The sequence below is a fragment of the Geomonas ferrireducens genome (assembly GCF_004917065.1).
GTDB classification, from domain to species: Bacteria; Desulfobacterota; Desulfuromonadia; order Geobacterales; family Geobacteraceae; genus Geomonas; species Geomonas ferrireducens.
This window is the reverse complement of record NZ_SSYA01000003.1, coordinates 645,478-665,675: the sequence shown is the minus strand read 5'-3', so window position 1 is coordinate 665,675 and position 20,198 is coordinate 645,478. Positions and strand designations below refer to the sequence as shown.

Genomic DNA, 20,198 nt, shown 5'->3' with positions numbered 1-20,198 from the left:
CTGGCGCGTTGCGGTTGCCTTTCCTATTTGCCGAGGATGAATGCCCGGCCTGCTTCAACGAGCGCCTGGAGACGATCTTCACTGGAGGCCTCGCAGTAAAGACGCACCACCGGCTCGGTGCCGGACTTCCTGAACAAAAGCCAGCTGCCGTCCGCGAGAATAAACTTGTTGCCGTCCACGGTGATCTTTTCCCGCACAGCCTCTCCGGCGAAGCTCGCCGGGGTCGCGGCGATGGTCTGCGGGAAGGACTCCTCCAGTTCCGGGGAAAGCGTGATGTTCACCCGTTTGGTAAGGTAGCGCCCGACCTTGCTGTAGAGCCGCTCCAAAAGTGCCTTGACCGGCATCCCCTCGTGCGCCACCATCTCCGCTACCAGCAGACAGGCGAGAATGCCGTCCTTCTCGGGTACGTGCCCCTTGATGGACAAACCGGCGCTCTCCTCGCCGCCGATGATGATTTTCCCCTGGCTGATCAGTTCGCCGACATACTTGAAGCCGACGGGGGTTTCGTACACCTTGATGCCGTGCATCTTCGCCACGGCGTCCACCAGGTGCGAGGTGGCGACCGAGCGCCCGACCCCACCGGTCATCCCCTTCACCCGAACAAGGTAATCCAGCAGAAGGGCGATGATGTAGTTCGGTTCGATGAAGCTTCCGTCTCCGTCGACGATGCCGAAGCGGTCCGCATCGCCGTCGGTTGCGATGCCGAGAGAAATTTCAGGGTCCTGCTGTACAAGTTTTATGAAATCGTGGATATACTTCTCGCTTGGCTCGGGGGGGAAGCCGCCGAAATACGGATCGCGGTTCGCATTCATCTGAACCACCTTCACGCCGTGCGCCTTGAGAGGTTCGGCGAGGTAGCCGCGCGCCGTACCATAGAGCGGGTTGACCGCGACGGTGCCGAGTTTGGCGATGGCGGCGAAGTCGACCTTCTTGGCGAGGTCGGCAAGGTAGTCCTGCATCGGGTCGATCTCCTCAAGGAGTCCCTTCCGGGCCGCCTCGTCGAGAGGACACTCGTTGTAGCAGATCTCGCCGGACATCTCGTTGGCGCGGCGCTCGATGTCGTTGGTGGTTTCTGGAAGTGCGGGGCCGCCCCAGGAGGGAGAAAACTTGATGCCGTTATACTCCGGAGGATTATGGCTTGCGGTAAAGTTGATGGCGCCGGCGGCGCCCCTTCTCAGGATCTCGAAGGAAATGACCGGAGTGGGAGTATCGCGTACACACAAAAAGGTGGGGATACCGGCGCCGGTGAGGACTCGCGCCGACTCCTTTGCAAACGCTTCCCCCATGAACCTTGAATCGTAGCCGACGATGATGCCTTTATTCGCTTCGCCGGTACTCTTAACGTGGTCGGCAATCGCCTGGGTCACTACCTTAACATTCTCAAAGATGAAGTCCTCACACATGATGCCGCGCCAGCCAGAAGTGCCGAAAGTGATTCGCTGCATAAAACCCTCCAGGACAATTGATAGTAAGGCCACCTGCTGTGGCAAAACGTCCGGTCTCCAGCTGTATAACACATCGAAAACAGAAGCGCCAAGCGACCCGATAGAATAATTACTAGAGATTAATTCAATGCGGTAGGAGAGTCAAGTTTTCGGGAAAAAAGTGGGTTGACATTTTTCTTTCGAAATTGGTAGAGTGTCTTTTATCAACGATTACGAAGCAATTGAGGAGGCTTAAAACATGCAATGTCAAACCGTACTTCCTGGTGCAGAGTGCACTTTCTGGGGTAAACAGGGTTGTGTATTTACCGAAGGTTCCTGCCAGCCTATCGTGGAGAACTGCGAGGGTTGCGACAGGGTCGTCGATAGCTCCATCGGGAAGGTTTGCAGCGCATACCCGGCCCCCGAGAAGAAGTGGGTCGGCGGTATCTGCAACTTCGCTACCCACGTCAAGGTCGAGATCAAGACCGACGACGCCAAGATCAACCCGCTCAAAGCTTCCAAGAAAGCTGCAGGCGCCAAGAAGAAGAAGTAGTACCCACAACAATCTGCTGTACCATAAAAGGGAGGACCGAAACGTCCTCCCTTTTTTTGTATCCACTATTGAACTGGAGGTTCGTGATGCCTTTTGACTACCTCGCCTGCCCCGCGTGCGGGGCCAAGGTTAAACAGTACCGGAACCCTCTGCCGACCGTGGACGTGATCGTGGAACTCCCCGAAGGGATCGTGCTCATCGAGCGCAAGAACGAGCCCTTAGGTTGGGCCATCCCGGGCGGGTTTGTCGACTACGGCGAAACGCTGGAGCATGCGGCCGTACGGGAGATGCAGGAAGAGATCGGTCTCGCGCTGAAAGAAGAGCAGTTGCGGCTGCTGGGATGTTACTCGGACCCGTCCCGCGATAAGCGCAGCCACAACATCTCTACCGTGTACGTAGCCACGGCTACCGGCACCCCCAACGCAGGCGACGATGCGGCAGCATTCGGCATCTTCCCCATCGATACACTCCCCGAACCACTCTGCTTCGACCACGCACGGATCCTTTCCGACTATCGCAGAAAAAAAACGGCAGGAGAGTTATAGAAGCGCCGGTAGGAAACGAAGTGCCCAGGGCGCGTTTGAAATCAAAAAGGGAATTTCAAACGAAATAAGTTTTTTTCATCTCGCTAAGACACGGTTTAAAAATTTTCAAAAATGGAATTTAAATCGAGAGACGTGCGTTTGAAATCCAAAAAAACAATTTCAAACGACAGAAAGATTTTTCAACTCGCCAAGGCGCGGTTTGAAATTCCATAAACGAAATTCAACTCGAGGGACGCGCGTTTGAACTTCAAAAAATAAAATTCAAACGGCAAAAAATTTTTTCAACTCATCAAGACGCGGTTTGAAATCCCAAAAACGAATTTCAACTCGAAGGACGCACGTTTGAAATCCGAAAAAAATTTTTCAAACGTCCGAAGGGCCTTTTGAATTCACTCAGCCGTTCCTCTCCCCCTATTCCAGAAAACGCAACTCCGGCAGGCTCGGGATAAGTCCCATCTCGAAGGCGTGCCGGAAGAAAAGGCGTGCCCCTTCCAGATGAGCCTCGGTCAGCTCGTACGAGATGGTCAGCCAGTAATCAACCAGAGCCTCCTCGCTGAGCCAGGCACGCTCCTCGCTTCCCGCGGCTATCTCGGCGTAGCTGTCATACGCGAGCTTTTTGGCGGCCACCAGGTCCCTGGCTAGCGCCTTAAGCTCCGCGTGCTTTTCGCGTGCCGCGTCGCGCCGCACGATCCAGAGGGCGAACACGAAGGGAAGTCCAGTAAACTCGTGCCAGAGCTGCCCCAAGTCGTAGCAGAAGAAGCCGGAATCGGAGGCGGCGCCTTTTAGCGCCAGGTCGCCGATGAGGAGCAGGCCGGGGAAGCGCTCCAAGGCTTCGGCGAGCGGCAGCGTGGTGCGTTCGAAGCTGTTGTTGAAGCCGTACTTGCGGGCGAGCAGCACCTTCAGAAGGTTCACCGAGGTATCCGATTCGGCGGTGAGGCCGATGGCGGCGCCGTCCAACTCCTCGATCGGCACGCGCGAGAACATGAAGACGCTCTTCACCGGCCCGATGGCGCTGATGGAAAGCTCCGGCAGCAGGCAGTACTGCTCGTGCGCCATGGCGTATTCGATGGACGAGGAAGGGCTTAAGTCTATGCCACCTGCCCTAAGCATGGCGTTCAGTTGCGCCGGGACGCCGTCGACGAAACGGTAGCCGCTGCAGTCGAAATGGGATTCGAGGGCGGTGAAGATGGGGGTACAGTTCGCGTACTTGATGTGTCCGATATTGATGGTCACGGCAAAGCTCCTGGATGAGGCTTATGAAACAAAAGGAAAAGGCGAGAGTATCTCTCGCCTTTTCTGGTATATCGGGTGCAACTTCTTGTTATTCTTCTGAAACTGAGACGGTGTCCTCGTACAGCTCGGCGGACATGAGGAGGTTCAGTTCCTCAGGGTCGGCCATCTCGATGACGACAAGCCAACCGCCGTCATAAGGGTCGTCGTTCACGAATTCCGGTGCGGTGGCGAGCTCGGAGTTGGACTCGATCACGGTCCCGGAAAGCGGTGCATAGAGGTCGGCGACCGTTTTTCTCGCCTCGATGGAGCCGAAGGAGTCGTCCTGCTCCAGTTCGTCGCCCGGCTCCGGAAGCTCTACCGAGGTCACGTTGCCAAGCTCCACCTGCGCATAATCGGTTATGCCGATGACGGCCCGGTCACCTTCGACGCGCACCCAGAGATGTTCCTTGCTGTATTTGAGTTCTTCGGGAAAGTCCATAGTTTACTCCAGAACCAGCCTTTCGATGAAACCGGTATCTATGTTCCCTTCGATGAAGTCCTTGTTCGCCATGATCCGCTTGTGGAACGGGATGGTGGTCTTGATACCGTCGACGATGTACTCGTCGAGGGCGCGGGCCATACGCTTGATCGCCTCGTCTCTGGTGTCGGCATGCACGATGAGCTTCGCGATGAGCGAGTCGTAGTGCGGGACGACGGTGTAGTTGGTATAGACGAAGGAGTCGACGCGGACACCGAGGCCGCCCGGGGTGTGGTGGTCGGTGATCTTGCCGGGACACGGGGTGAACTTCACAGAGTCCTCGGCGTTGATGCGGCACTCGATGGCGTGCCCCTTGATCTTGATGTCGGCCTGGGTGTAGCGGAGCTTCTCACCGTATGCGGAGCGAATCTGCTCCTTCACGATGTCGACGCCGGTGATCATCTCGGTGACCGGATGCTCCACCTGGACGCGGGTGTTCATCTCCATGAAGTAGAAGTTGTTTTTCTTGTCTACCAGGAACTCCATGGTGCCGACACTCGAGTAGTTGACCGCCTTCGCAGCGGCAACCGCAGCCTCGCCCATCTTTTTCCTGAGCTCGGGGGTGGTGACGGTGGAGGGGGCCTCCTCAATCACCTTCTGGTGACGGCGCTGGATCGAGCAGTCACGCTCGCCCAGGTGGATTACGTTGCCGTGCTTGTCGGCAAGGATCTGGATCTCGACGTGGCGAGGGTTTTCGCAGTAGCGCTCGATGTAGACCTCGGGGTTGCCGAAGCCCGTCTGCGCCTCGGACCTTGCGGTCATGAAGGCGTTCGGAAGAGCCGCCGGGGAGTGCACGATCTTCATGCCGCGCCCGCCGCCCCCTGCCGTCGCCTTAATGATGACGGGGAAACCAATCTCCTTGGCGACTTTGATCGCCTCGTTGACGTCGTTCACCCCCTCCTTGGTGCCGGGGAGGATGGGTACGCCGACCTTGATGACGGCCTGACGCGCGGAGATCTTGTCGCCCATGATGCGCATGCTCTCGGCGGTGGGGCCGATGAAGGTGATGCCGCATTTCTCGCAGATCTCGGCGAAGCGCGGGTTTTCGGAGAGGAAGCCGTAGCCGGGGTGGATCGCCTCGGCGTCGGTCAACTCCGCCGCGGAGATGATGGCGTTGATGTTCAGGTAACTGGAGAGGCTCGGCGCCGGTCCGATGCAGACGCTCTCGTCGGCGAGCTTTACGTGCAGCGACTCGGCATCGGCAGAGGAGTAGACGGCGACCGTCTTGATCCCCATCTCCTTGCAGGTCCTGATGATCCGGAGGGCGATCTCCCCCCGGTTGGCGATAAGAATTTTATGGAACATCGATGTCTCCAGGAAACAGATAAAGATCAAGGTTCAGATCGGCACTCCAATCCAAAGTTAGATCTTTATCTCAATCGGTTTGATTACAGCTTCTCCACCACGAACAGGGCGTCGCCGTACTCGACCGGCTGGGCGTTCTCCTTGCAGATCTTCACGATCTTGCACTTGAACTCCGCCTCGATCTCGTTCATGAGCTTCATCGCCTCGACGATGCAGAGCACCTGCCCCTTCTCGACGATCTGGCCGACTTCAACGTAGGGAGCGGCATCCGGAGCCGGAGCGCGGTAGAAGGTGCCGACGATGGGGGAAGTGATCACGTCGCCCTGCTCTTTCTCGGCAGCGGCCGGAGCTGCTGCGGGAGCGGCAGCCGGAGCTGCGAGGGCGGCGGCCGGAGCGACAGGAGCGGCCGGTGCATACTGGTAAGCGACGGGCGCCTGCATCTGGAACTGCGGAGCGGCGCAGCCTCTCTTTATGACCACCTTCTCGTCGGTGTTCTCCAGCTCGAACTCGGTGATGTCGGTCTCCGTTACCATCTTGATCAGCATCTTCAGGTCTTTTATATCCACATCTTTCTCCTTTATTGCATGGTTGTGGGCCGCCCCGTTGCAGCCGGAGAAGCCCCCCTAAAAACAATCAGACGATCATCAGGTCCTTTGGGACCCTGGTGATCGGGCGGCAGCCGTTCTTCTCGACGACCACGGTGTCCTCGATACGGACCCCACCCCACCCCGGGATGTAGATCCCCGGCTCGATGGTGAAGACCATCCCCTCCTCGATGACGTGCTTGCTGCGCGGCGATGCGGCCGGGTGTTCGTGGATGTCGATACCGACACCGTGCCCGAGTCCGTGACCGAAATAGGCCCCGTACCCTTTGCCCGCGATGAGGTCGCGCGCCTTGGCGTCCAGGTCCTTGAAACTCATGCCGGGATGCACCGCCTCCATGGCCGCCCGCTGGGCCGCCAGAACGATATCGTACACCTCGCGCTGCTTAGCGTCGGGTTCTCCCAGACAAACGGTCACCGTCTCGTCCGAGCAGTAGCCCCTGTAGATGGCACCGTAGTCTATGGTGACCAGTTCTCCCGCGGCAAGTTTCTTCTCCGAGGCCCGACCGTGCGGCAGTGCACCGCGCTCGCCGGAGGCCACGATGAAATCGAAGGATTTCCCTTCCGCCCCCTTTTCACGCATCGCCACTTCGAGCATCCAGGCGACTTCGGCTTCGGTCATGCCCGGCGTCAGGCGCGCCACCGTCTCGAGGAGCGCTTCGGAGGCGATGGCGGCTACCTGCTCCAGGATCGCCAATTCACCGGCATCCTTGACGGTGCGCAGACCGGCTAGCTCCGCGTCGGCGGGAAGGTATTCGATCCCCGGCGTCTTGCCGCAGAGTTCCTGGTAGAAGGCGACGGTGGTGGAGCCGGCCTCGAAGGCGACCTTGGCCGGACGAAGCTCTTGCAGCCGCTCGACCAGCCCGTCCATCCGGCTCGAGAACTCGATGACCTTTGCGCCCGTGACCTCGGCGCCCGCCTGTGAGGTGTAACGGGAATCGGTGAGAAACCACCCGTCTTCTGGAGAGAGAATGAGCAGCGCCTCGCTGCCGGTAAAACCGGTTAGATACCTGATGTTGCTGAGGTTTGTCACCAGCAACAGATCGGCGTTGAACCGTTTCAGGCACTCTCGGGCCGCGGGGATTCTGTTACCTATCATAATTCCGTCCGTAAGACAATCTTATTTTCCCAGCCGTTTGGCAAGGGCTCTGAGCCCCAAAAGATAGCTGTCGGCGCCGAAACCGCAGATCTGGCCGACCGCTACAGGGGCGATATAACTGTGGCTTCGGAAGGCTTCCCGGGCGTGGACGTTGGAGAGGTGCACCTCCACGGCCGGAAGCGCCGTGGCAGCGATCGCGTCGCGGATGGCGACGCTCGTGTGGGTATAAGCGGCAGGGTTGATCAGGATGCCGCGACAGTCCGCCATGGCACCCTGGATGGCGTCCACCAGGTCGCCTTCGCTGTTGCTTTGCAGGATCTTGAGCTCCAGCGACAACTCTTCGGCCAAAATGGTAAGCTCCTTGTTGATCCCATCAAGGGTCATGGTTCCGTAGACGCCAGGCTCCCTGACCCCGAGGAGGTTCAGGTTCGGCCCGTGTAAAACGAGCACCTTCAGCTTGGCATCGCTCATTTGAGTTCCTCCCTGAGCCCGGGCGCGGCACGTTTCAAGAGGTAGCGGGCCTTTCCGAAGTTGCCGTCGGCGGGAAGCACCAAAGCCACGAAGAACTCATCGCTTATGCCTCGCACGATGACGCAGCACCTCTCGCTGATGATGGAAACCTCTTCCAGGTCGCCCGTTTTCAGCACGCCGACCGTTCTTTTGATCTCCTTGAGCACCGAGGCGTATTCGACGGTCATGGTCTGTACGTCCACGCCGCTCTCTTCACGCAGAAATTCCTCGATGGCGATGCCGTCATACCCCATGATGACGCCGCCCAGCCCCCCTCCGCTCTCCTCGACGATCTCCCGCAGGATTGCCTTAAACCCCATCTTTTCTTCTCCTTATGTTTTCCAGCCAGCGCTCAAGCGCGCTTTCCACGCCCAATTCCGTCCCCCCCGCGTCTTCGTGACCGGGATTTTCAAGCGGAGCGGCCTCCTGTTCAGCCGGCGATTCCATCCCGGCAAAGGCAGCGGATAAACCTGCTGCGGCAGCGGGGATCTCTTCGGAGGCGGTCGGCAATGAAGGTGCAAAGGGCGCGGCCACTGGCGCTGCCGCCTCGGCGAGGCCGGCCGGCTCCACGAAAAGGTCAGGAGCAACTGCTACCGGTGCTGACGCTATTTGCGGTGCTACGGGTGCATCTGGAGGCGGTGTTGCAGCGGGTGCCTGGGCGGACGAGAGATCGACCGGGCTAAGCTGCAGCTCCTGCAGTTCGGCCAGTTCCTCGAGCCTCAAGCGGTACTGCGGATTGCCGGGATGGGCGGTGAGGAGCTCGCGATAGATGTTCTGCGCCTTCTCAAGAAAGCCCTGCGACACGTAGAGTTCGGCAAGGGTCGCGGTGGTCAGCGGGTCCGGTGCGCCCGGACGGGACGCGGCAGCCGGGGGGGCTTCCTCCAACTCCGGCTCCCCTTCGAGGTCCTCGATGGCCCAGAAATCATCCGTTTCCGACACAGGCGTCGATTTTTGCACCGCATGCTTGGGTGCCGAAACTGGTTGAGAGACGAAGGGCGCCGGCGCACGATCGGGCGCCTCTTCGATCACGTCCTCCAGCTCCTCAATAATCTCGACCTCCTCCAGGATCTCGTCCTCGGCTGAAGCAGAAGGTGCCATTGATACAATCGAGCCCAACAACATCGCACTTTCCAGGTCCTCCGGGTCCCGCTGCAGGACGCGCCCCAGGATATTGCGCGCCGCATCGACCCGGCCCAGCTCGACGTATATCTGGCTCAAAAGCTTCATGGCCTGGATGTGGTCCGGCTTGAGCTCTACCGCCTTCTCCAGTGCCTGGCAGGCATCCGTAGACTCCCCCTTCGCATAGCAGGCGTTGCCCAGGGCGAGAAGGCCGAGTGGGTATTCGGGATGAGCCGCGCACCCTTTGCGGGCAACAGAGATGGCGTCGTCCAACAGCCCGAGCTTCCGGTACAGTTCGGAGAGCGGTGCAAAGCACAGCGACTTGGCGTCCTTAGCCAGCAGGTCTTCGTAGCGCTGTATCTCCGTCCAAAACGATAAGGCGTCCTCTACCATGTCACTCTCCTATGCCGCAGATCTCCAGAAGTGCTTTGAGGTCGGTGACCCGTTCCATCTTGTAGGAGCCGATGCCCCGGTTGCAGATGAAGAGCAGCCCCTTATCGCGCACCTTCTTGTCGTGGGAAAGCGCCTCCGCGTAGCGTTCGGCCGGGAAGGCGGGAAGTTCGGCAGGCAGCCCAAGGGCCTCGACAAGGGCGTCGATGCGTTTGCGATCGGGATCGCTGCAGTAACCGTAGTGCTGGGATATTTTGGCCGCCTGTACCATGCCGATGGCAACCGCCTCGCCGTGCAGGTAGCCGGTGTACTCAGTCAGCGTCTCCACGGCGTGGCCGAGCGTGTGACCGTAGTTAAGCACTGCACGTACCCCCCCTTCCCTCTCGTCCAGAGCGACCACCTTCGCCTTGATGGCGCAGCTGCGCGCAACTGCGTGGATGAGCGCTTCCTTGTCGCGGGCGAGGAGCTTCTCGACGTTCTGCTCGAGAAAGGTGAAGAAGTCGCCGTCGAGCACGGCGCCGTACTTCACGATCTCGCCCAGGCCGCTTCGGTACTCCCGCTCCGGCAGCGTGTCCAGGGTGTTTACGTCGATCAGTACCGCCTTAGGTTGGTAGAAGGCGCCGATCAGGTTCTTGCCGCGGGGGTGATTGATGCCGGTCTTGCCGCCGACGCTCGAGTCGACCTGCGAAAGGAGCGTGGTGGGGAGCTGTACGAAGGGGATGCCGCGCAGAAAACTTGCCGCGGCAAAGCCAGCCATGTCCCCGATCACCCCGCCGCCCAGGGCAAGTATGAAGGAGCCCCGATCCAATGATGCGTCAACCAGACCGTCATATATGAGGTTCAGGGTCGCGCTGTTTTTGTACGCTTCACCGTCCGGAAGGATGACCTCAACCGCTCGGTATCCAGCCTCCTCAAGGGAAGCACGCACCGTTTCGCAGTAAAGGGGAGCCACGGTGGTGTTGGAGACGACGGCCGCGGTACCGGAGAGGCCGAGAGCTCGGCAGAGGGCGCCGACACCTCCCAGGATGCCTGCCCCCAGTTCGATGTCGTAACTGCGCTCTCCCAGTGCCACTTCGATATGCTGAACGTTCACGGATACCTCTTCAAAGAATCGATTAACTCGTCTACGACCCCGGCGACGTCCTTGCCGGTGGTGTCGATGCGCAGATCGGCATCGGCGTAGAACTCTTCGCGGGCCTTTAACATGGTACGGACCTTTTCCACGGAAGCGTCGTCGGCGAGCAGGGGGCGTTCGCTGTTGCCGCTCACCCGCGCCACGATGGTCGGTACATCGGCTTGTAGGTTGACGATGCGGCCGTACTGGCGCATGACGGCACGGTTGCCGCGGTCGATGACGGCCCCCCCTCCGGTCGAGATGACCTGGCCGCTGCCTGCGGCGATTCTGACCAGCACCCGCGACTCAAGTTCGCGAAAGTACGGCTCGCCGTGTGCCGCGAAGATCTCCTTGACGCTCATCCCCGCGTCTTCCACGATGGCGTGGTCGAGATCCACGAACGCCCAGCCTAGCCTCTGCGCCAGCACATGGCCGACCGTCGTCTTGCCGCACCCCATGAAACCGGTAAGAAAAATGTTCCGGATATTCATAACAAACCCTTTAACGCGAAGGCGCAAAGCAGCTAAGACGCAAAGGGGGAACCGACGAGCATGCCGAGTCAAAAGCGTTTCTTCGCGTCTCCGCGCCTTGGCGTCTTTGCGTTGAAGCCTTAAAACTCCCGCAGGTACTCGATGTAGGACGAGTAATTCCGCGCCGTTTCGGAAACGGAGTCGCCGCCGAACTTCTCCTTGAAGGCGCCGGCGATCTCGATCGCCACTACGGCCTCGGCAACCACCGACGCGGCCGGAACCGCGCAGCAGTCGGAGCGCTCAACGGTCGCCTCGAACGGTTCCTTGGAAACCATGTCCACCGACTTAAGCGGCGTGTACAGGGTCGGGATCGGCTTCATCGCACCGTAGATGACGATCTCCTCGCCATTGGTGATCCCCCCTTCGAGCCCTCCTGCACGGTTGGTGTTGCGGTAGAACCCGGTCTTCTCACCGCGCGCCACGCGCTGCTCGTCGAAGAAGATCTCGTCGTGCACCTTCGAACCCGGCAGACGGGCCGTCTCGAACCCGGCGCCTAGCTCGACCCCCTTGAAAGCCTGGATGCTCATCACCGCTGCCGCGAGACGGGCGTCAAGCCTTCTGTCCCACTGCACATGACTCCCAAGCCCCACGGGGAGACCGTTCACGCGCACCTCGACCACGCCGCCCAGGGTGTCACCCGCGTCCTTCGCCCGATCGATCGCCTCCATCATCTCCACCTCGGCTTTCTCGTCGTAGGTGTAGACCGGAGACTTGGCAATTTTCTCCTGCAACTCCTTCACACTCGCATCGGCGGGACGCTCCGCCCTGACGCCCCCGAGTTCGGTCACGCAGCCGGTGACCGAAATGCCGAAGCGGGTGAGATAAGCCTTCGCCACCGCTCCTACGGCAACGCGAATTGCGGTCTCGCGGGCGCTGGAGCGCTCGAGTATGTTGCGCACGTCGTTATGGGCGTATTTCATCGCCCCCGGCAGGTCGGCGTGTCCGGGACGCGCCCGGGTGACCCGGATGCTGTCGTCACGAAACTCAGCGTAAGGGGACATGCGCTGTTCCCAGTTCACCCAGTCCGAGTTTTCCACCACCAGGGTGATGGGGGAGCCAAGCGTCTCGCCCCAGCGCACACCGGAGAGAATGCGCACCCGGTCCGTCTCGATCTTCATGCGGCCGCCGCGCCCGTACCCCCCCTGCCTGCGGGCGAGGTCCACGTTGATGTCGTTCTCGGTGAGCTTGAGCCCCGAGGGGACCCCTTCGACGATGGCGGTCAACTGCGGACCGTGCGACTCGCCCGCGGTAAGGTATCTGAACATGCCTGCTCCTTCTTTGATAAACGAAAGCCAGGAGCTTCCCTGGCTTTCGATGCGCTGTTGATGTCTTTATCTGACTACTTCTTCAGGAATTTCGCCTGCGCCTCGGTCGTGAGGTTTGCCTTGGTCTCGGTAGACATCATGCTGCCGGTGAAGATGTAGTCGCACTTTTTGTCGACGTAGAAAATGACCGGGTGGCCGCCCACGCTGATGGCAGCTTCGTAAAGCCCATCGATCCCCTTGACCTCCGAGACCTGCAGCACGACGAAGTCCATCGGGATGAACTTCTTGACCGCCGCCTGCACCTGCTCCTTTGCGGGAGGCTTGGAGCACGCGGAAAGAACGAGCACCGCAAGACAGAGAAAGGTGAAGCGTTTGAACATGAAAAGAGCTCCTGACGTTTTTTTCATCTACCTGCCGCCCACTACCGGGGCCGGAACCGCAATTTTTTGTCTGCGGAACCGGTTAAAGGCGAAGAGCAGCGGGAGAAGCAGCATGGTGACCGGGTACTTCACCGCGAAGATGAGCGGAGTGAGCGCCCAGCGGGTAAGCAGGCGCAGGAAGCCGTGCTCGTAGATGAAGTCGGCGATCGGGGGGCTGTGCTTGTAGTAGAAGGAGACGAAAGCACGGCCCGGTGCCGATTTCAGGAGCACGTTGTCGCGGAAGTGCCTGAGCACAACGACCTGCGGATCCAGGTAGCTTCCGTAAGCGGCGGTGGCGATAAAGCAACCGCTCTTGCCGCCGGAAGAAGACGGCGGGGTGCTCCCGGTGTCGGTGCCGCCCCCTACGGGAGCGCTTCCCACGACGCCCACGACGATGGGATCCTGGATGTACCCGGGGTTGAGATCGGAGTCGTGCAGCGGGTTGTTGTCTGTGACGGCAAAAACCGCAGTATTGCCGGAGCGGCTGATCGGTGTGATCTTGGTCCAGGTGATCTGGTTGGTCAGCGGGTTGTTGACCACCTTGTAGAAGACGCTGCTGTCGCTAAGCGTGGTCTGGAAAGTGACCGCTACGTTCACGGTCCCCTCCGAGACCACGTTTTCCAGACGAAGGCTGATGGCGCCGAGGGGGGTGAAATTGGCCAGTTCGGCCGGCTCGCTCGGCTTGCTAGCGACGAAGTCGGAAAGAGCCGGATTCGAGAAGAAAAGCTCTGTACTGTCGGTGACGCCGGTGGTCCCTTGAACGGCCGCAACAGCGCTCGCACCGTTGCCGGCAAGGGCGAGCGTGTAAGTCGAGCCGGTGGAGTCGGTGACGGTAAGGGTTCCATTGTAGCTGGATACGGCCTTCGGGGTGAAGTAAAGGCTGATCGGTATCGATTTCGCGGGGTCGACGTTACCGCCGCCGCTCGCCACGAACCCGGAGTTGCCGGTCGCGGCAACACTGCTCACGGTGATCCGGGAGGTGGTGGTGTTCTTCACCCACACGGTCGCAACGGCCGTGTTGTTGACAAGAACGCCGCCGAAGTTCTGGGTCCCGCCGAGGTCCGCGCCGGCGAGATCGGTGAAGACAAGGTTGCCGGAAACGATGCCGGCGGCCCTCACCGAGATGGTGAATAGCTTGGTGTAAAAGTTGCCGTCGGCGTCGGTGACCTTGATGTTGAAGCTGTAGTTACCGGAACCGCCGACAGTCCCTCTGATGACGCCGGAGGCGCCGTCAAGCGTCAAGCCCGGGGGTAGCGTACCTGCACCGGAAATGGACCAGACATACGGCTCGGTACCGCCGGTGGCCACGAGCTCCTGCGCGTAGCTTACTCCGCTCTCAACCGACGGGAGGGAATTGGTGCTGATGGAGAGAGTCGGATTCACCTTTACGACCAGGTCCCTGGTGGTCATGGCGCCGGTGGAATCTTGCACCTTGACGGTAAAGGAGAACGTGCCGGTCTGGGTCGGCGTGCCGCTGATGGTTCCCGTGCTGGGGCTTAGGGTGAGCCCGCCGGGGAGGCTGCCTGCGGAGACCTGCCAGAAGTACGAGGGGGTCCCCCCCTGCAGGGCGAGCGCCTGATTGTAGGACGCACCGACGACCACGGCGGGAATACTGGAGGTGGTTATAAATAGTGCCGGGTTGATGACGAGGTTAAAAGTTTTGGATGCGGAATAGGTCCTGTTCGGGGTGACCGTATCGTCGAGGTAGCTTGCCTGGACGGTCACATTGAATGATCCCGGAATGAGAGGCCCGGTGGCGGAGCTGTCGTCGGTGATGACGCCCGCGGAGGTAAGTTGAAGTCCCTGCGGCAGCCCTTGCGCGGTCCAGGTGAGATTGGCGGGCTTCACTGTGACGCCCGGGATGGATACCGCCAGCGCCTTGCTGTAGCCGGTCTTAAGCTGGGTCCAGGTCGGAAGCGATGACGTGGTGATTGCCATGGCAGTGACGTTCAGGGTTAACGACTTGGTCGTCGACGCCCCGTTGGAGTCGGTCACGGAGACGGTGAAGGTGTAGGAGGACGCGGCAGACGGGTCGATCGTCCCGGTGATCTGCCCGTCGGTCGAAGCAAGGGCCAGTCCCGGCGGAAGGGTGCCGGAGGTCACGGCCCAGGAGCCGTAAGGCCTGACACCGCCGGTGGCCTCCAACTTACTGCCAGGGTAAACCGCACCGGCGGTGCCGTCGGGCAACGAGGAAGTGGCTATCGACAGCGGAAGGATGCCGACACCGGCGCCAGAGAGGTTGATGACCGCCTGACCGCCGTTCGAATCGAAGATCATACGGTACCCCTCGGCGGGGTTGGAGTACGAACCCGCGGCCGTGGGGGCGAAACGGACCGTCATCTCCGCGTTGGTGCCCGGGCTGATCGTGGTCGGTTTCGGGGTGAGGAAGGAGAACGGCGATGCAGGAGCGATGACGGAATTGATAGTGAGAACCGAGTTGCCGTCGTTTCTGATCCGGAAAGTAATGTCCTTGTACGGGGTGCTGGACGAGATGTCCACGTTGCCGAAGTCGATGGCGCCGCTCAGGATCGGCACGTCGTTGGTGTCGGTGATGGTGAGCTGCGGAGCGGCGGAGAACTCCAGGAGTTGTGCGAAGATGTCGGAATTGGAAAGCGCACGACCATCCTTCCATACCACCATGAACTTCCTGAAGCTTACGTCGCCGAAGGCGACAGCCGGGGAGAGCTGGTTGCCGGTAGCCACGGTGACGATGGAGTTGCCGCCGGAGAGGTTCCCCTGCGGGTCGATGAACTGGCTGTAGAGGTCGATGTTGCTAAGGTTCGCGCTCTGGTTTCTGGCATCTTCCCAGGCCACGAAGTAGCGTTCGTTCACGTTGTCGAAGGCGGCAACCGGCGCGGTCTGATCGCCCACAGCTGAAGAGATCCGAATTGGATCGCCGTAGGATGTGAAACCGGAGAGATCGACGAGTTGTCCGACGATATTCTTGCCGGTCTGAGCGCCGCCGTTGTTGTCTTCCCAAGCGAGCAGGAGGCGATTCGTGTTGGGGTCAACGGCCACGGTGGGGTTGGTGGCGGAGAAAGTCGCGGTGCCGTAACTGAAATCGTTCACAAAGCCCAGCCCCTGGTTTCTGCGCAGCTTGATCTTGGTAGGTGCGTCGTCCACGGGGACCGAAGTGAAGACATAGCTTTTGTAGACCGCGGTGACCGCCGGGGGAGGGCCGGCTTCGTTGGTCGTGGTGTAGTTGATGGTGAGGGTGACGGTGCTGGTGGAACCGCTCCAACAGGTGAATATCTCGCCCGTGATCGGGCTGAAAGCGATCCTTGGGTGCGACTCGTTCAGCTGCACGGACCAGGTATCGGTGATGACGGACCCGTTGTCGGTTATGGCGCCGGTGCGCACCGCCTTGGATACGTTTTGCAGGTTGGCGGTGGTGCCGGTCAGCGGGTCCACCTCGATGGTGCGCACGATGTTGTTGTCGGCGAACGGAAGCGGGATGTGGCCGATCGTGACGGTGTTGGTGGCACTGGTGGCGCTGGCAGCCTTGTAAGTGACGTTGTTGGCGGCATTGGCGTCCGTATCGTAGGTGGAGGTGTCGACCCAGGCGACGACGAACTTCCCGGTCACCTCGTTGTAGATGAGATCGGGATCGTTCTGGTTGATGTCGACGTTGGCGGTATGGGTGGAGATCGGGAAGTTCAGGCCGATGAGGGTGCCATTCGGGCTGACGAACTGGCCGTAAATCTGGCCGTAGCCGGCCCGTGAATCGGTCCAAACCACCAGGTATCGACTTTTGGTGGAATCGCTCGGGTGCTTGAAGAAGGCGACCTTGGGCTGCGACTTGTTGCCGGTCGCGGTGGTGAGGGGGAAATTGAACGGATTGGCGGCGATGGAAGTGACGTTTCCAGGCTCCCCCTGCCCAATGGAATCGGAGCCCACACAGATGGCGCCGTAGATCTGCTGTCCGCTTCTGCTGTCGACGAAGACGGTGAGATAGCGGTTATGGTTCTCGGTGTCGTAGGCTACGGCGGGCTGAGACTGATCCGTGGTGTTGGTGGTCACCTGGAAGTCATTGGCAAGTACCTTGGCCGGCTTTTTGCCGGTCATGGCAGTAGTAGTGGACCCCGCCCCGCCGTCACCCGAACAGCTGAGCATGACGGCACAGAAAAGCATCAAAAGCGCCCAGCAGATTTTTTTCGATAGATTCATTTCACACTCCTATTACCAACAATCCATGGAGCCTTGTCGTTTTAGATTCTGTCTGCAACGGCCAGATTCATTTTGGCGGTGACGGGGTGGATATCGCCTTTGCCCCCGACCTCGGATACATCAAAAACCATGTCGACGTAGTATTCGAAGACGGTTGAACTGCAAAGGGTCATGGGGAGCGTGGTGCGCTCCATGAGGGCGATTTTCTGGGCATCGGTGAGGACGGCAACCGGGATGTTCATGCTTTCGCCCGGCGCAACGGTCTGGGATATGTTCACGAAGCTGTCCGGAATAGGCGGAGTCGTCGCCGCATTGACAGGGGTGTAATGGATGGTGATCCTGCTGATGACCAGGTCGAGCGAGCCGGAAGTATAAAGCGCCTGTGAGGCGAAGGCTACGTCGACGCTGTCGGTCTCCACGGTTCCACCGGTGGAAGTGGAAAGGGTGCAGGAATTTCCTTTTACGATGTCGGACTCAAGCCTGCCGGTGAGTGCCGTTGCAGTCGCGTTCACCGTGGTGAATTCCCCTACCCCTCCACCCAGGTCACCGGCCCCGCATGAGCTGAGGAGGGCAACGATGCACGCGTTGCAAAACAACAAAGCAAACCGTTTAAACATAGGATCTCCTTAAATAACAATCTTCGGCGTTATGAAGATGAGCAGTTCTGTCTTGGTCTTTTGCTTCGCGTTCGACTTGAAAAGCCACCCGAGAAGCGGGATGTCGGCTAGGAACGGCACGCCAGTGTCCGCCTCGGTGTCGCTGTCGACGTAGATGCCACCGATGACGGTGGTGTCGCCGTTGGAGACGACGAGCTCGGTGGTGGCTTCCTTTTTGTTGATCGGCGGCGGGGAACCGGTGCCGGGGGAGTTGTTGCTCGCCTTGATCTTCATGCTGACCGAGCCGTCGGCGGTGATGTGCGGCGTGACCTCCAGGGTGAGGGCCGCCTCGACGAACTCCGTCTTGGTCCCTTCCGCCGAGGTGGTCTGGTAAGGGATCGACTGCCCCTGCGAGATCTTGGCCGCCTTGTTGTTCAGCGTCACCACCTTCGGAGTGGAGATGATCTTCACCTGCCCCACGGTGGCGGCCGCCGCAAGCCTCATGTCGAGCTGCACGTTGCTGGTCAGTTTGCCGAACGACATGCCGAGACCGAGACCGCCGGAGCCGGTCGTCCCGGGGCCCGTGGTGGAAACGACTCCGCCGAAGGTCGTCTCGACGGAGTTGATGTTTGCCACCGTGGCGGCGGCGTCACGGTAGGTGAGTCCCCACTGCACGCCGAGGTCGCGGGTGAAGGTAGAGGTGGCCTCGACGATCCGTGCCTCGATCATCACCTGCTTCTCGGGTGCGTCGAGATTTTTCAGAAGGGCGCGCATCTCGTCCAGGGCGGGCTGGACGTCCCTCACGATGACGCGGCTCGTACGCTCGTCCTTGGTGATGATGCCGCGCTCGCTTTTAAGCATAGCGAATTGCGAGGCGACGTCGGCGACCGAGGCGTAGTTCACCTCGAACACCGCGGTCTTAAGCTCCATCATGCGCTCGGCGGCTTTTTTCGCGGCGGCTTCCTCGTCGGCCTGGTTCTGCATCTTGTTGCGCGGCTTGATCTGCACGATGTTTCCCTGTTGCACCATGGCGAGCCCTTTGGTGTCGAGGATGACGTCGAGCGCCTGGTCCCAGGGGACGTTGACAAGTTTGATGCTGATGGTGCCGGTGACATCGTCGCCGATCAGGAAGTTCAGGTTGCTCACCTCGGCGATGAGCTGGAAGATCTTCCTAATGTCGGCGTCGGAGAACTCGAGGGTCACCCTTCTCCCTTTGTAAACCTTCTTCGCGGGTCGCTTATCGGCCGAGGCGGAGATGTCGGTCATCGGCTCCTCGATGTGTGCTGGTGCGGGGGGCGCGGCGAGTTCGGCAGCGGCGTCATTGCCGCCGTGTACCAGCGCGGGTGCCGCGGGAAGCTTCGCCGGGACTGCGGGGCCGGGGTTTACAATGTCCCAGGTGAGGACATTCCCCCTGCGGCTCGTGCTGTATTCGAGGTTGCCGTGCAGCTTCACCGAGATCCTGGTGAGGTACCCCTTCTTCCCTTTTACCTGGTACGGGGTAACGGAGAGGACCGGGGTGCCGAACTTGGAGGTGTCCATGGCGCGCTGCAGTTTTTTCGGTACTTGGCAGTCGTTGATGGTGAGGGTAAGTCCCTGTGCGGAGCGAACGGGCTCACCCGGTTCGCAGGTACCGTACAGTTTCATGGTAATGCGGGACACCCCGTCCACAACCCTGAACTCGACAGACTCGAGCGACCCTTTCACGTTCCTGGGGGGCGGGACATCCGTCTTCATCCTGGTAGCGGGAGCGGGAGCCGCCGGTTTCGGTGCGGGTGCGGCGGCTGGAGCCGCCGGCTCGGCTGGAGCAGCCGGTGCGGCTACCGGTGCAGGGGCCGGTGCCGCAGCCTCGGCCTGTACAGGTCCCTTTGCTTTCAGCTTGATCTTCACGCCGAGATCGGTCTTGACCACCTCGAAAGCGGGCAGCCCTTCCCCTGCAGCGTCGAGGACGACGCGGACCTTGTCCGGGGTGGAGCCTACGCGGGCGTTGGCGACACCGAAGGCGCCTATGGGCACTACGTTCTGCACGAGGGCATTTTTGACCTTGAACAGGTCGAGAACGATGCGGTCCGGCTTGGTGAGTTTGAATGAGTTGAAGGTCTGCACCCCACCCTGGACGGAGAGCTCGACACCGTCGGCGACGGTCATGATGGCGTTCAGTTTCTGCCCGTTGCCAGCATCGGCTGCGGTGGCCTTGGCTGCCGGTTTCTCGGCGGCCGGTGCGGCGGTGGCCGACGCGTCGCTTTTCTGCACAGGCGGGGTCGCTGCTGCGGCGTCCGCTACGAGCGTTTTCTCTTCTATGCGCGGCTCCGCGATGGGAGCCTCCTTGACCTCAGGCTGCTCGGGCTTGGCCTCAGCCTCGCGCGGCAGTGTGATCATGAGCCTGCTCTTGTCGGCGGGATCGGTGGCCACGAAGAAGTCGACATCGTGGGTGAGCACCACCGACACGCGGGTCAGCACGCTCCTTCCCACGGGCTGGCGTTCTACGTCGACCCGCTTTACACTGCCGCGGTTCACCTCGATCGGCGAGGAAACGCTCCCCGGTTCGGTCTGAGAGATATCGACGATGATCTTTGACGGCTCACCGCTTTTGTATGAGGTGTAGGTGAGTGGCTTGTCGCTCACCAGCTCGACACTGGAACCGTCAGGGGAGACCGTCACGGAGCGTAACGTGGCAAAAGCGGTGGCCCCTGCCTGAGCAGGCTCGTTCGCGGCGGTCATCCTCTTGACGCAGCCGGCGGAAACCGTCAGCAGGACGATTAAGGCCATGGCATGAAAAAGAATTCTGCTCTGGTACATGGTCATCTGAAACG

General features: G+C 60.3%; 18 protein-coding genes. 2 read left to right on the top strand and 16 right to left on the bottom strand.

The window, feature by feature from the left end; all coding sequences use genetic code 11:
* Nucleotides 1–23: 23 nt before the first annotated feature.
* On the bottom strand, nucleotides 24–1,445 hold the full coding sequence (locus E8L22_RS18755) for a phosphoglucomutase/phosphomannomutase family protein (RefSeq protein ID WP_136526637.1): 1,422 nt from the start codon (nucleotides 1,443–1,445) through the stop codon (nucleotides 24–26).
* Nucleotides 1,446–1,683: 238 nt separating this feature from the next.
* On the opposite strand from E8L22_RS18755, the gene E8L22_RS18750 reads away from it, so the two are divergent.
* Both E8L22_RS18750 and E8L22_RS18745 read left to right on the top strand, forming a co-directional pair.
* Complete coding sequence (locus E8L22_RS18750; RefSeq protein ID WP_136526636.1) at nucleotides 1,684–1,977, top strand: PxxKW family cysteine-rich protein; 294 nt, start codon at nucleotides 1,684–1,686, stop codon at nucleotides 1,975–1,977.
* Nucleotides 1,978–2,063: 86 nt separating this feature from the next.
* Nucleotides 2,064–2,522, top strand: coding sequence for an NUDIX domain-containing protein (locus tag E8L22_RS18745; protein WP_136526635.1), 459 nt, complete (start codon nucleotides 2,064–2,066; stop codon nucleotides 2,520–2,522).
* A 411-nt stretch (nucleotides 2,523–2,933) separates the two neighbouring features.
* Here the strand turns inward: E8L22_RS18745 and E8L22_RS18740 are convergent, their stop codons facing one another.
* The 15 genes from E8L22_RS18740 to pilQ all read right to left on the bottom strand — a co-directional run bounded on the left by E8L22_RS18740 (nucleotide 2,934) and on the right by pilQ (nucleotide 20,190).
* A complete protein-coding gene (locus tag E8L22_RS18740; protein ID WP_136526634.1) occupies nucleotides 2,934–3,755 on the bottom strand; it encodes a menaquinone biosynthetic enzyme MqnA/MqnD family protein in 822 nt (273 codons plus the stop codon).
* Between the two features lie 88 nt (nucleotides 3,756–3,843).
* Nucleotides 3,844–4,233 (bottom strand): glycine cleavage system protein GcvH, encoded by a 390-nt coding sequence (gene gcvH / locus E8L22_RS18735; protein WP_129127719.1) that lies wholly within the window; start codon nucleotides 4,231–4,233, stop codon nucleotides 3,844–3,846.
* Between the two features lie 3 nt (nucleotides 4,234–4,236).
* Nucleotides 4,237–5,577, bottom strand: coding sequence for an acetyl-CoA carboxylase biotin carboxylase subunit (gene accC, locus E8L22_RS18730; RefSeq protein ID WP_136526633.1), 1,341 nt, complete (start codon nucleotides 5,575–5,577; stop codon nucleotides 4,237–4,239).
* Nucleotides 5,578–5,660: 83 nt separating this feature from the next.
* The gene (gene accB / locus E8L22_RS18725) at nucleotides 5,661–6,143 is read right to left on the bottom strand and encodes an acetyl-CoA carboxylase biotin carboxyl carrier protein (protein WP_136526632.1); all 483 of its coding nucleotides are present in this window, start codon (nucleotides 6,141–6,143) and stop codon (nucleotides 5,661–5,663) included.
* A gap of 67 nt (nucleotides 6,144–6,210) precedes the next feature.
* Complete coding sequence (locus E8L22_RS18720; RefSeq protein ID WP_136526631.1) at nucleotides 6,211–7,278, bottom strand: M24 family metallopeptidase; 1,068 nt, start codon at nucleotides 7,276–7,278, stop codon at nucleotides 6,211–6,213.
* 21 nt (nucleotides 7,279–7,299) lie between these two features.
* Nucleotides 7,300–7,734, bottom strand: coding sequence for a type II 3-dehydroquinate dehydratase (gene aroQ / locus E8L22_RS18715; protein WP_198420204.1), 435 nt, complete (start codon nucleotides 7,732–7,734; stop codon nucleotides 7,300–7,302).
* A gap of 11 nt (nucleotides 7,735–7,745) precedes the next feature.
* Nucleotides 7,746–8,108 carry a roadblock/LC7 domain-containing protein gene (locus tag E8L22_RS18710; protein WP_129127714.1) on the bottom strand — a complete coding sequence of 121 codons (363 nt, stop codon included), beginning with the start codon at nucleotides 8,106–8,108 and terminating at the stop codon, nucleotides 7,746–7,748.
* Nucleotides 8,098–9,300, bottom strand: coding sequence for a tetratricopeptide repeat protein (locus tag E8L22_RS18705; protein WP_136526629.1), 1,203 nt, complete (start codon nucleotides 9,298–9,300; stop codon nucleotides 8,098–8,100). The genes E8L22_RS18710 and E8L22_RS18705 overlap by 11 nt, the downstream gene beginning before the upstream one ends.
* A gap of 1 nt (nucleotide 9,301) precedes the next feature.
* Nucleotides 9,302–10,390: a 3-dehydroquinate synthase gene (aroB, locus tag E8L22_RS18700; RefSeq protein WP_136526628.1), complete on the bottom strand. Its 1,089-nt coding sequence runs from the start codon at nucleotides 10,388–10,390 to the stop codon at nucleotides 9,302–9,304.
* Nucleotides 10,387–10,902 carry a shikimate kinase gene (locus tag E8L22_RS18695; RefSeq protein WP_136526627.1) on the bottom strand — a complete coding sequence of 172 codons (516 nt, stop codon included), beginning with the start codon at nucleotides 10,900–10,902 and terminating at the stop codon, nucleotides 10,387–10,389. Before E8L22_RS18695 ends, aroB begins: the two co-directional genes overlap by 4 nt.
* A 119-nt stretch (nucleotides 10,903–11,021) precedes the next feature.
* Nucleotides 11,022–12,206, bottom strand: coding sequence for a chorismate synthase (aroC, locus tag E8L22_RS18690; RefSeq protein WP_136526626.1), 1,185 nt, complete (start codon nucleotides 12,204–12,206; stop codon nucleotides 11,022–11,024).
* A gap of 74 nt (nucleotides 12,207–12,280) precedes the next feature.
* Nucleotides 12,281–12,586 (bottom strand): disulfide isomerase DsbC N-terminal domain-containing protein, encoded by a 306-nt coding sequence (locus tag E8L22_RS18685; protein ID WP_136526625.1) that lies wholly within the window; start codon nucleotides 12,584–12,586, stop codon nucleotides 12,281–12,283.
* 27 nt (nucleotides 12,587–12,613) lie between these two features.
* Nucleotides 12,614–16,792 (bottom strand): putative Ig domain-containing protein, encoded by a 4,179-nt coding sequence (locus tag E8L22_RS18680; RefSeq protein WP_136526624.1) that lies wholly within the window; start codon nucleotides 16,790–16,792, stop codon nucleotides 12,614–12,616.
* Nucleotides 16,793–16,833: 41 nt separating this feature from the next.
* Nucleotides 16,834–17,409, bottom strand: coding sequence for a hypothetical protein (locus tag E8L22_RS18675; protein ID WP_136526623.1), 576 nt, complete (start codon nucleotides 17,407–17,409; stop codon nucleotides 16,834–16,836).
* Nucleotides 17,410–17,418: 9 nt separating this feature from the next.
* Nucleotides 17,419–20,190 (bottom strand): type IV pilus secretin family protein, encoded by a 2,772-nt coding sequence (gene pilQ / locus E8L22_RS18670; protein WP_136526622.1) that lies wholly within the window; start codon nucleotides 20,188–20,190, stop codon nucleotides 17,419–17,421.
* Between the last annotated feature and the right edge of the window lie 8 nt (nucleotides 20,191–20,198).

Coding starts and splice junctions, on each gene's coding strand:
- E8L22_RS18755 (WP_136526637.1), bottom strand. CDS start 1,445: ATGCAGCGAATCACTTTCGGCACTTCTGGCTGGCGCGGCATCATGTGT.
- E8L22_RS18750 (WP_136526636.1), top strand. CDS start 1,684: ATGCAATGTCAAACCGTACTTCCTGGTGCAGAGTGCACTTTCTGGGGT.
- E8L22_RS18745 (WP_136526635.1), top strand. CDS start 2,064: ATGCCTTTTGACTACCTCGCCTGCCCCGCGTGCGGGGCCAAGGTTAAA.
- gcvH (WP_129127719.1), bottom strand. CDS start 4,233: ATGGACTTTCCCGAAGAACTCAAATACAGCAAGGAACATCTCTGGGTG.
- accC (WP_136526633.1), bottom strand. CDS start 5,577: ATGTTCCATAAAATTCTTATCGCCAACCGGGGGGAGATCGCCCTCCGG.
- E8L22_RS18720 (WP_136526631.1), bottom strand. CDS start 7,278: ATGATAGGTAACAGAATCCCCGCGGCCCGAGAGTGCCTGAAACGGTTC.
- E8L22_RS18710 (WP_129127714.1), bottom strand. CDS start 8,108: ATGGGGTTTAAGGCAATCCTGCGGGAGATCGTCGAGGAGAGCGGAGGG.
- E8L22_RS18705 (WP_136526629.1), bottom strand. CDS start 9,300: ATGGTAGAGGACGCCTTATCGTTTTGGACGGAGATACAGCGCTACGAA.
- E8L22_RS18695 (WP_136526627.1), bottom strand. CDS start 10,902: ATGAATATCCGGAACATTTTTCTTACCGGTTTCATGGGGTGCGGCAAG.
- aroC (WP_136526626.1), bottom strand. CDS start 12,206: ATGTTCAGATACCTTACCGCGGGCGAGTCGCACGGTCCGCAGTTGACC.
- E8L22_RS18685 (WP_136526625.1), bottom strand. CDS start 12,586: ATGTTCAAACGCTTCACCTTTCTCTGTCTTGCGGTGCTCGTTCTTTCC.
- E8L22_RS18680 (WP_136526624.1), bottom strand. CDS start 16,792: ATGAATCTATCGAAAAAAATCTGCTGGGCGCTTTTGATGCTTTTCTGT.
- E8L22_RS18675 (WP_136526623.1), bottom strand. CDS start 17,409: ATGTTTAAACGGTTTGCTTTGTTGTTTTGCAACGCGTGCATCGTTGCC.
- pilQ (WP_136526622.1), bottom strand. CDS start 20,190: ATGACCATGTACCAGAGCAGAATTCTTTTTCATGCCATGGCCTTAATC.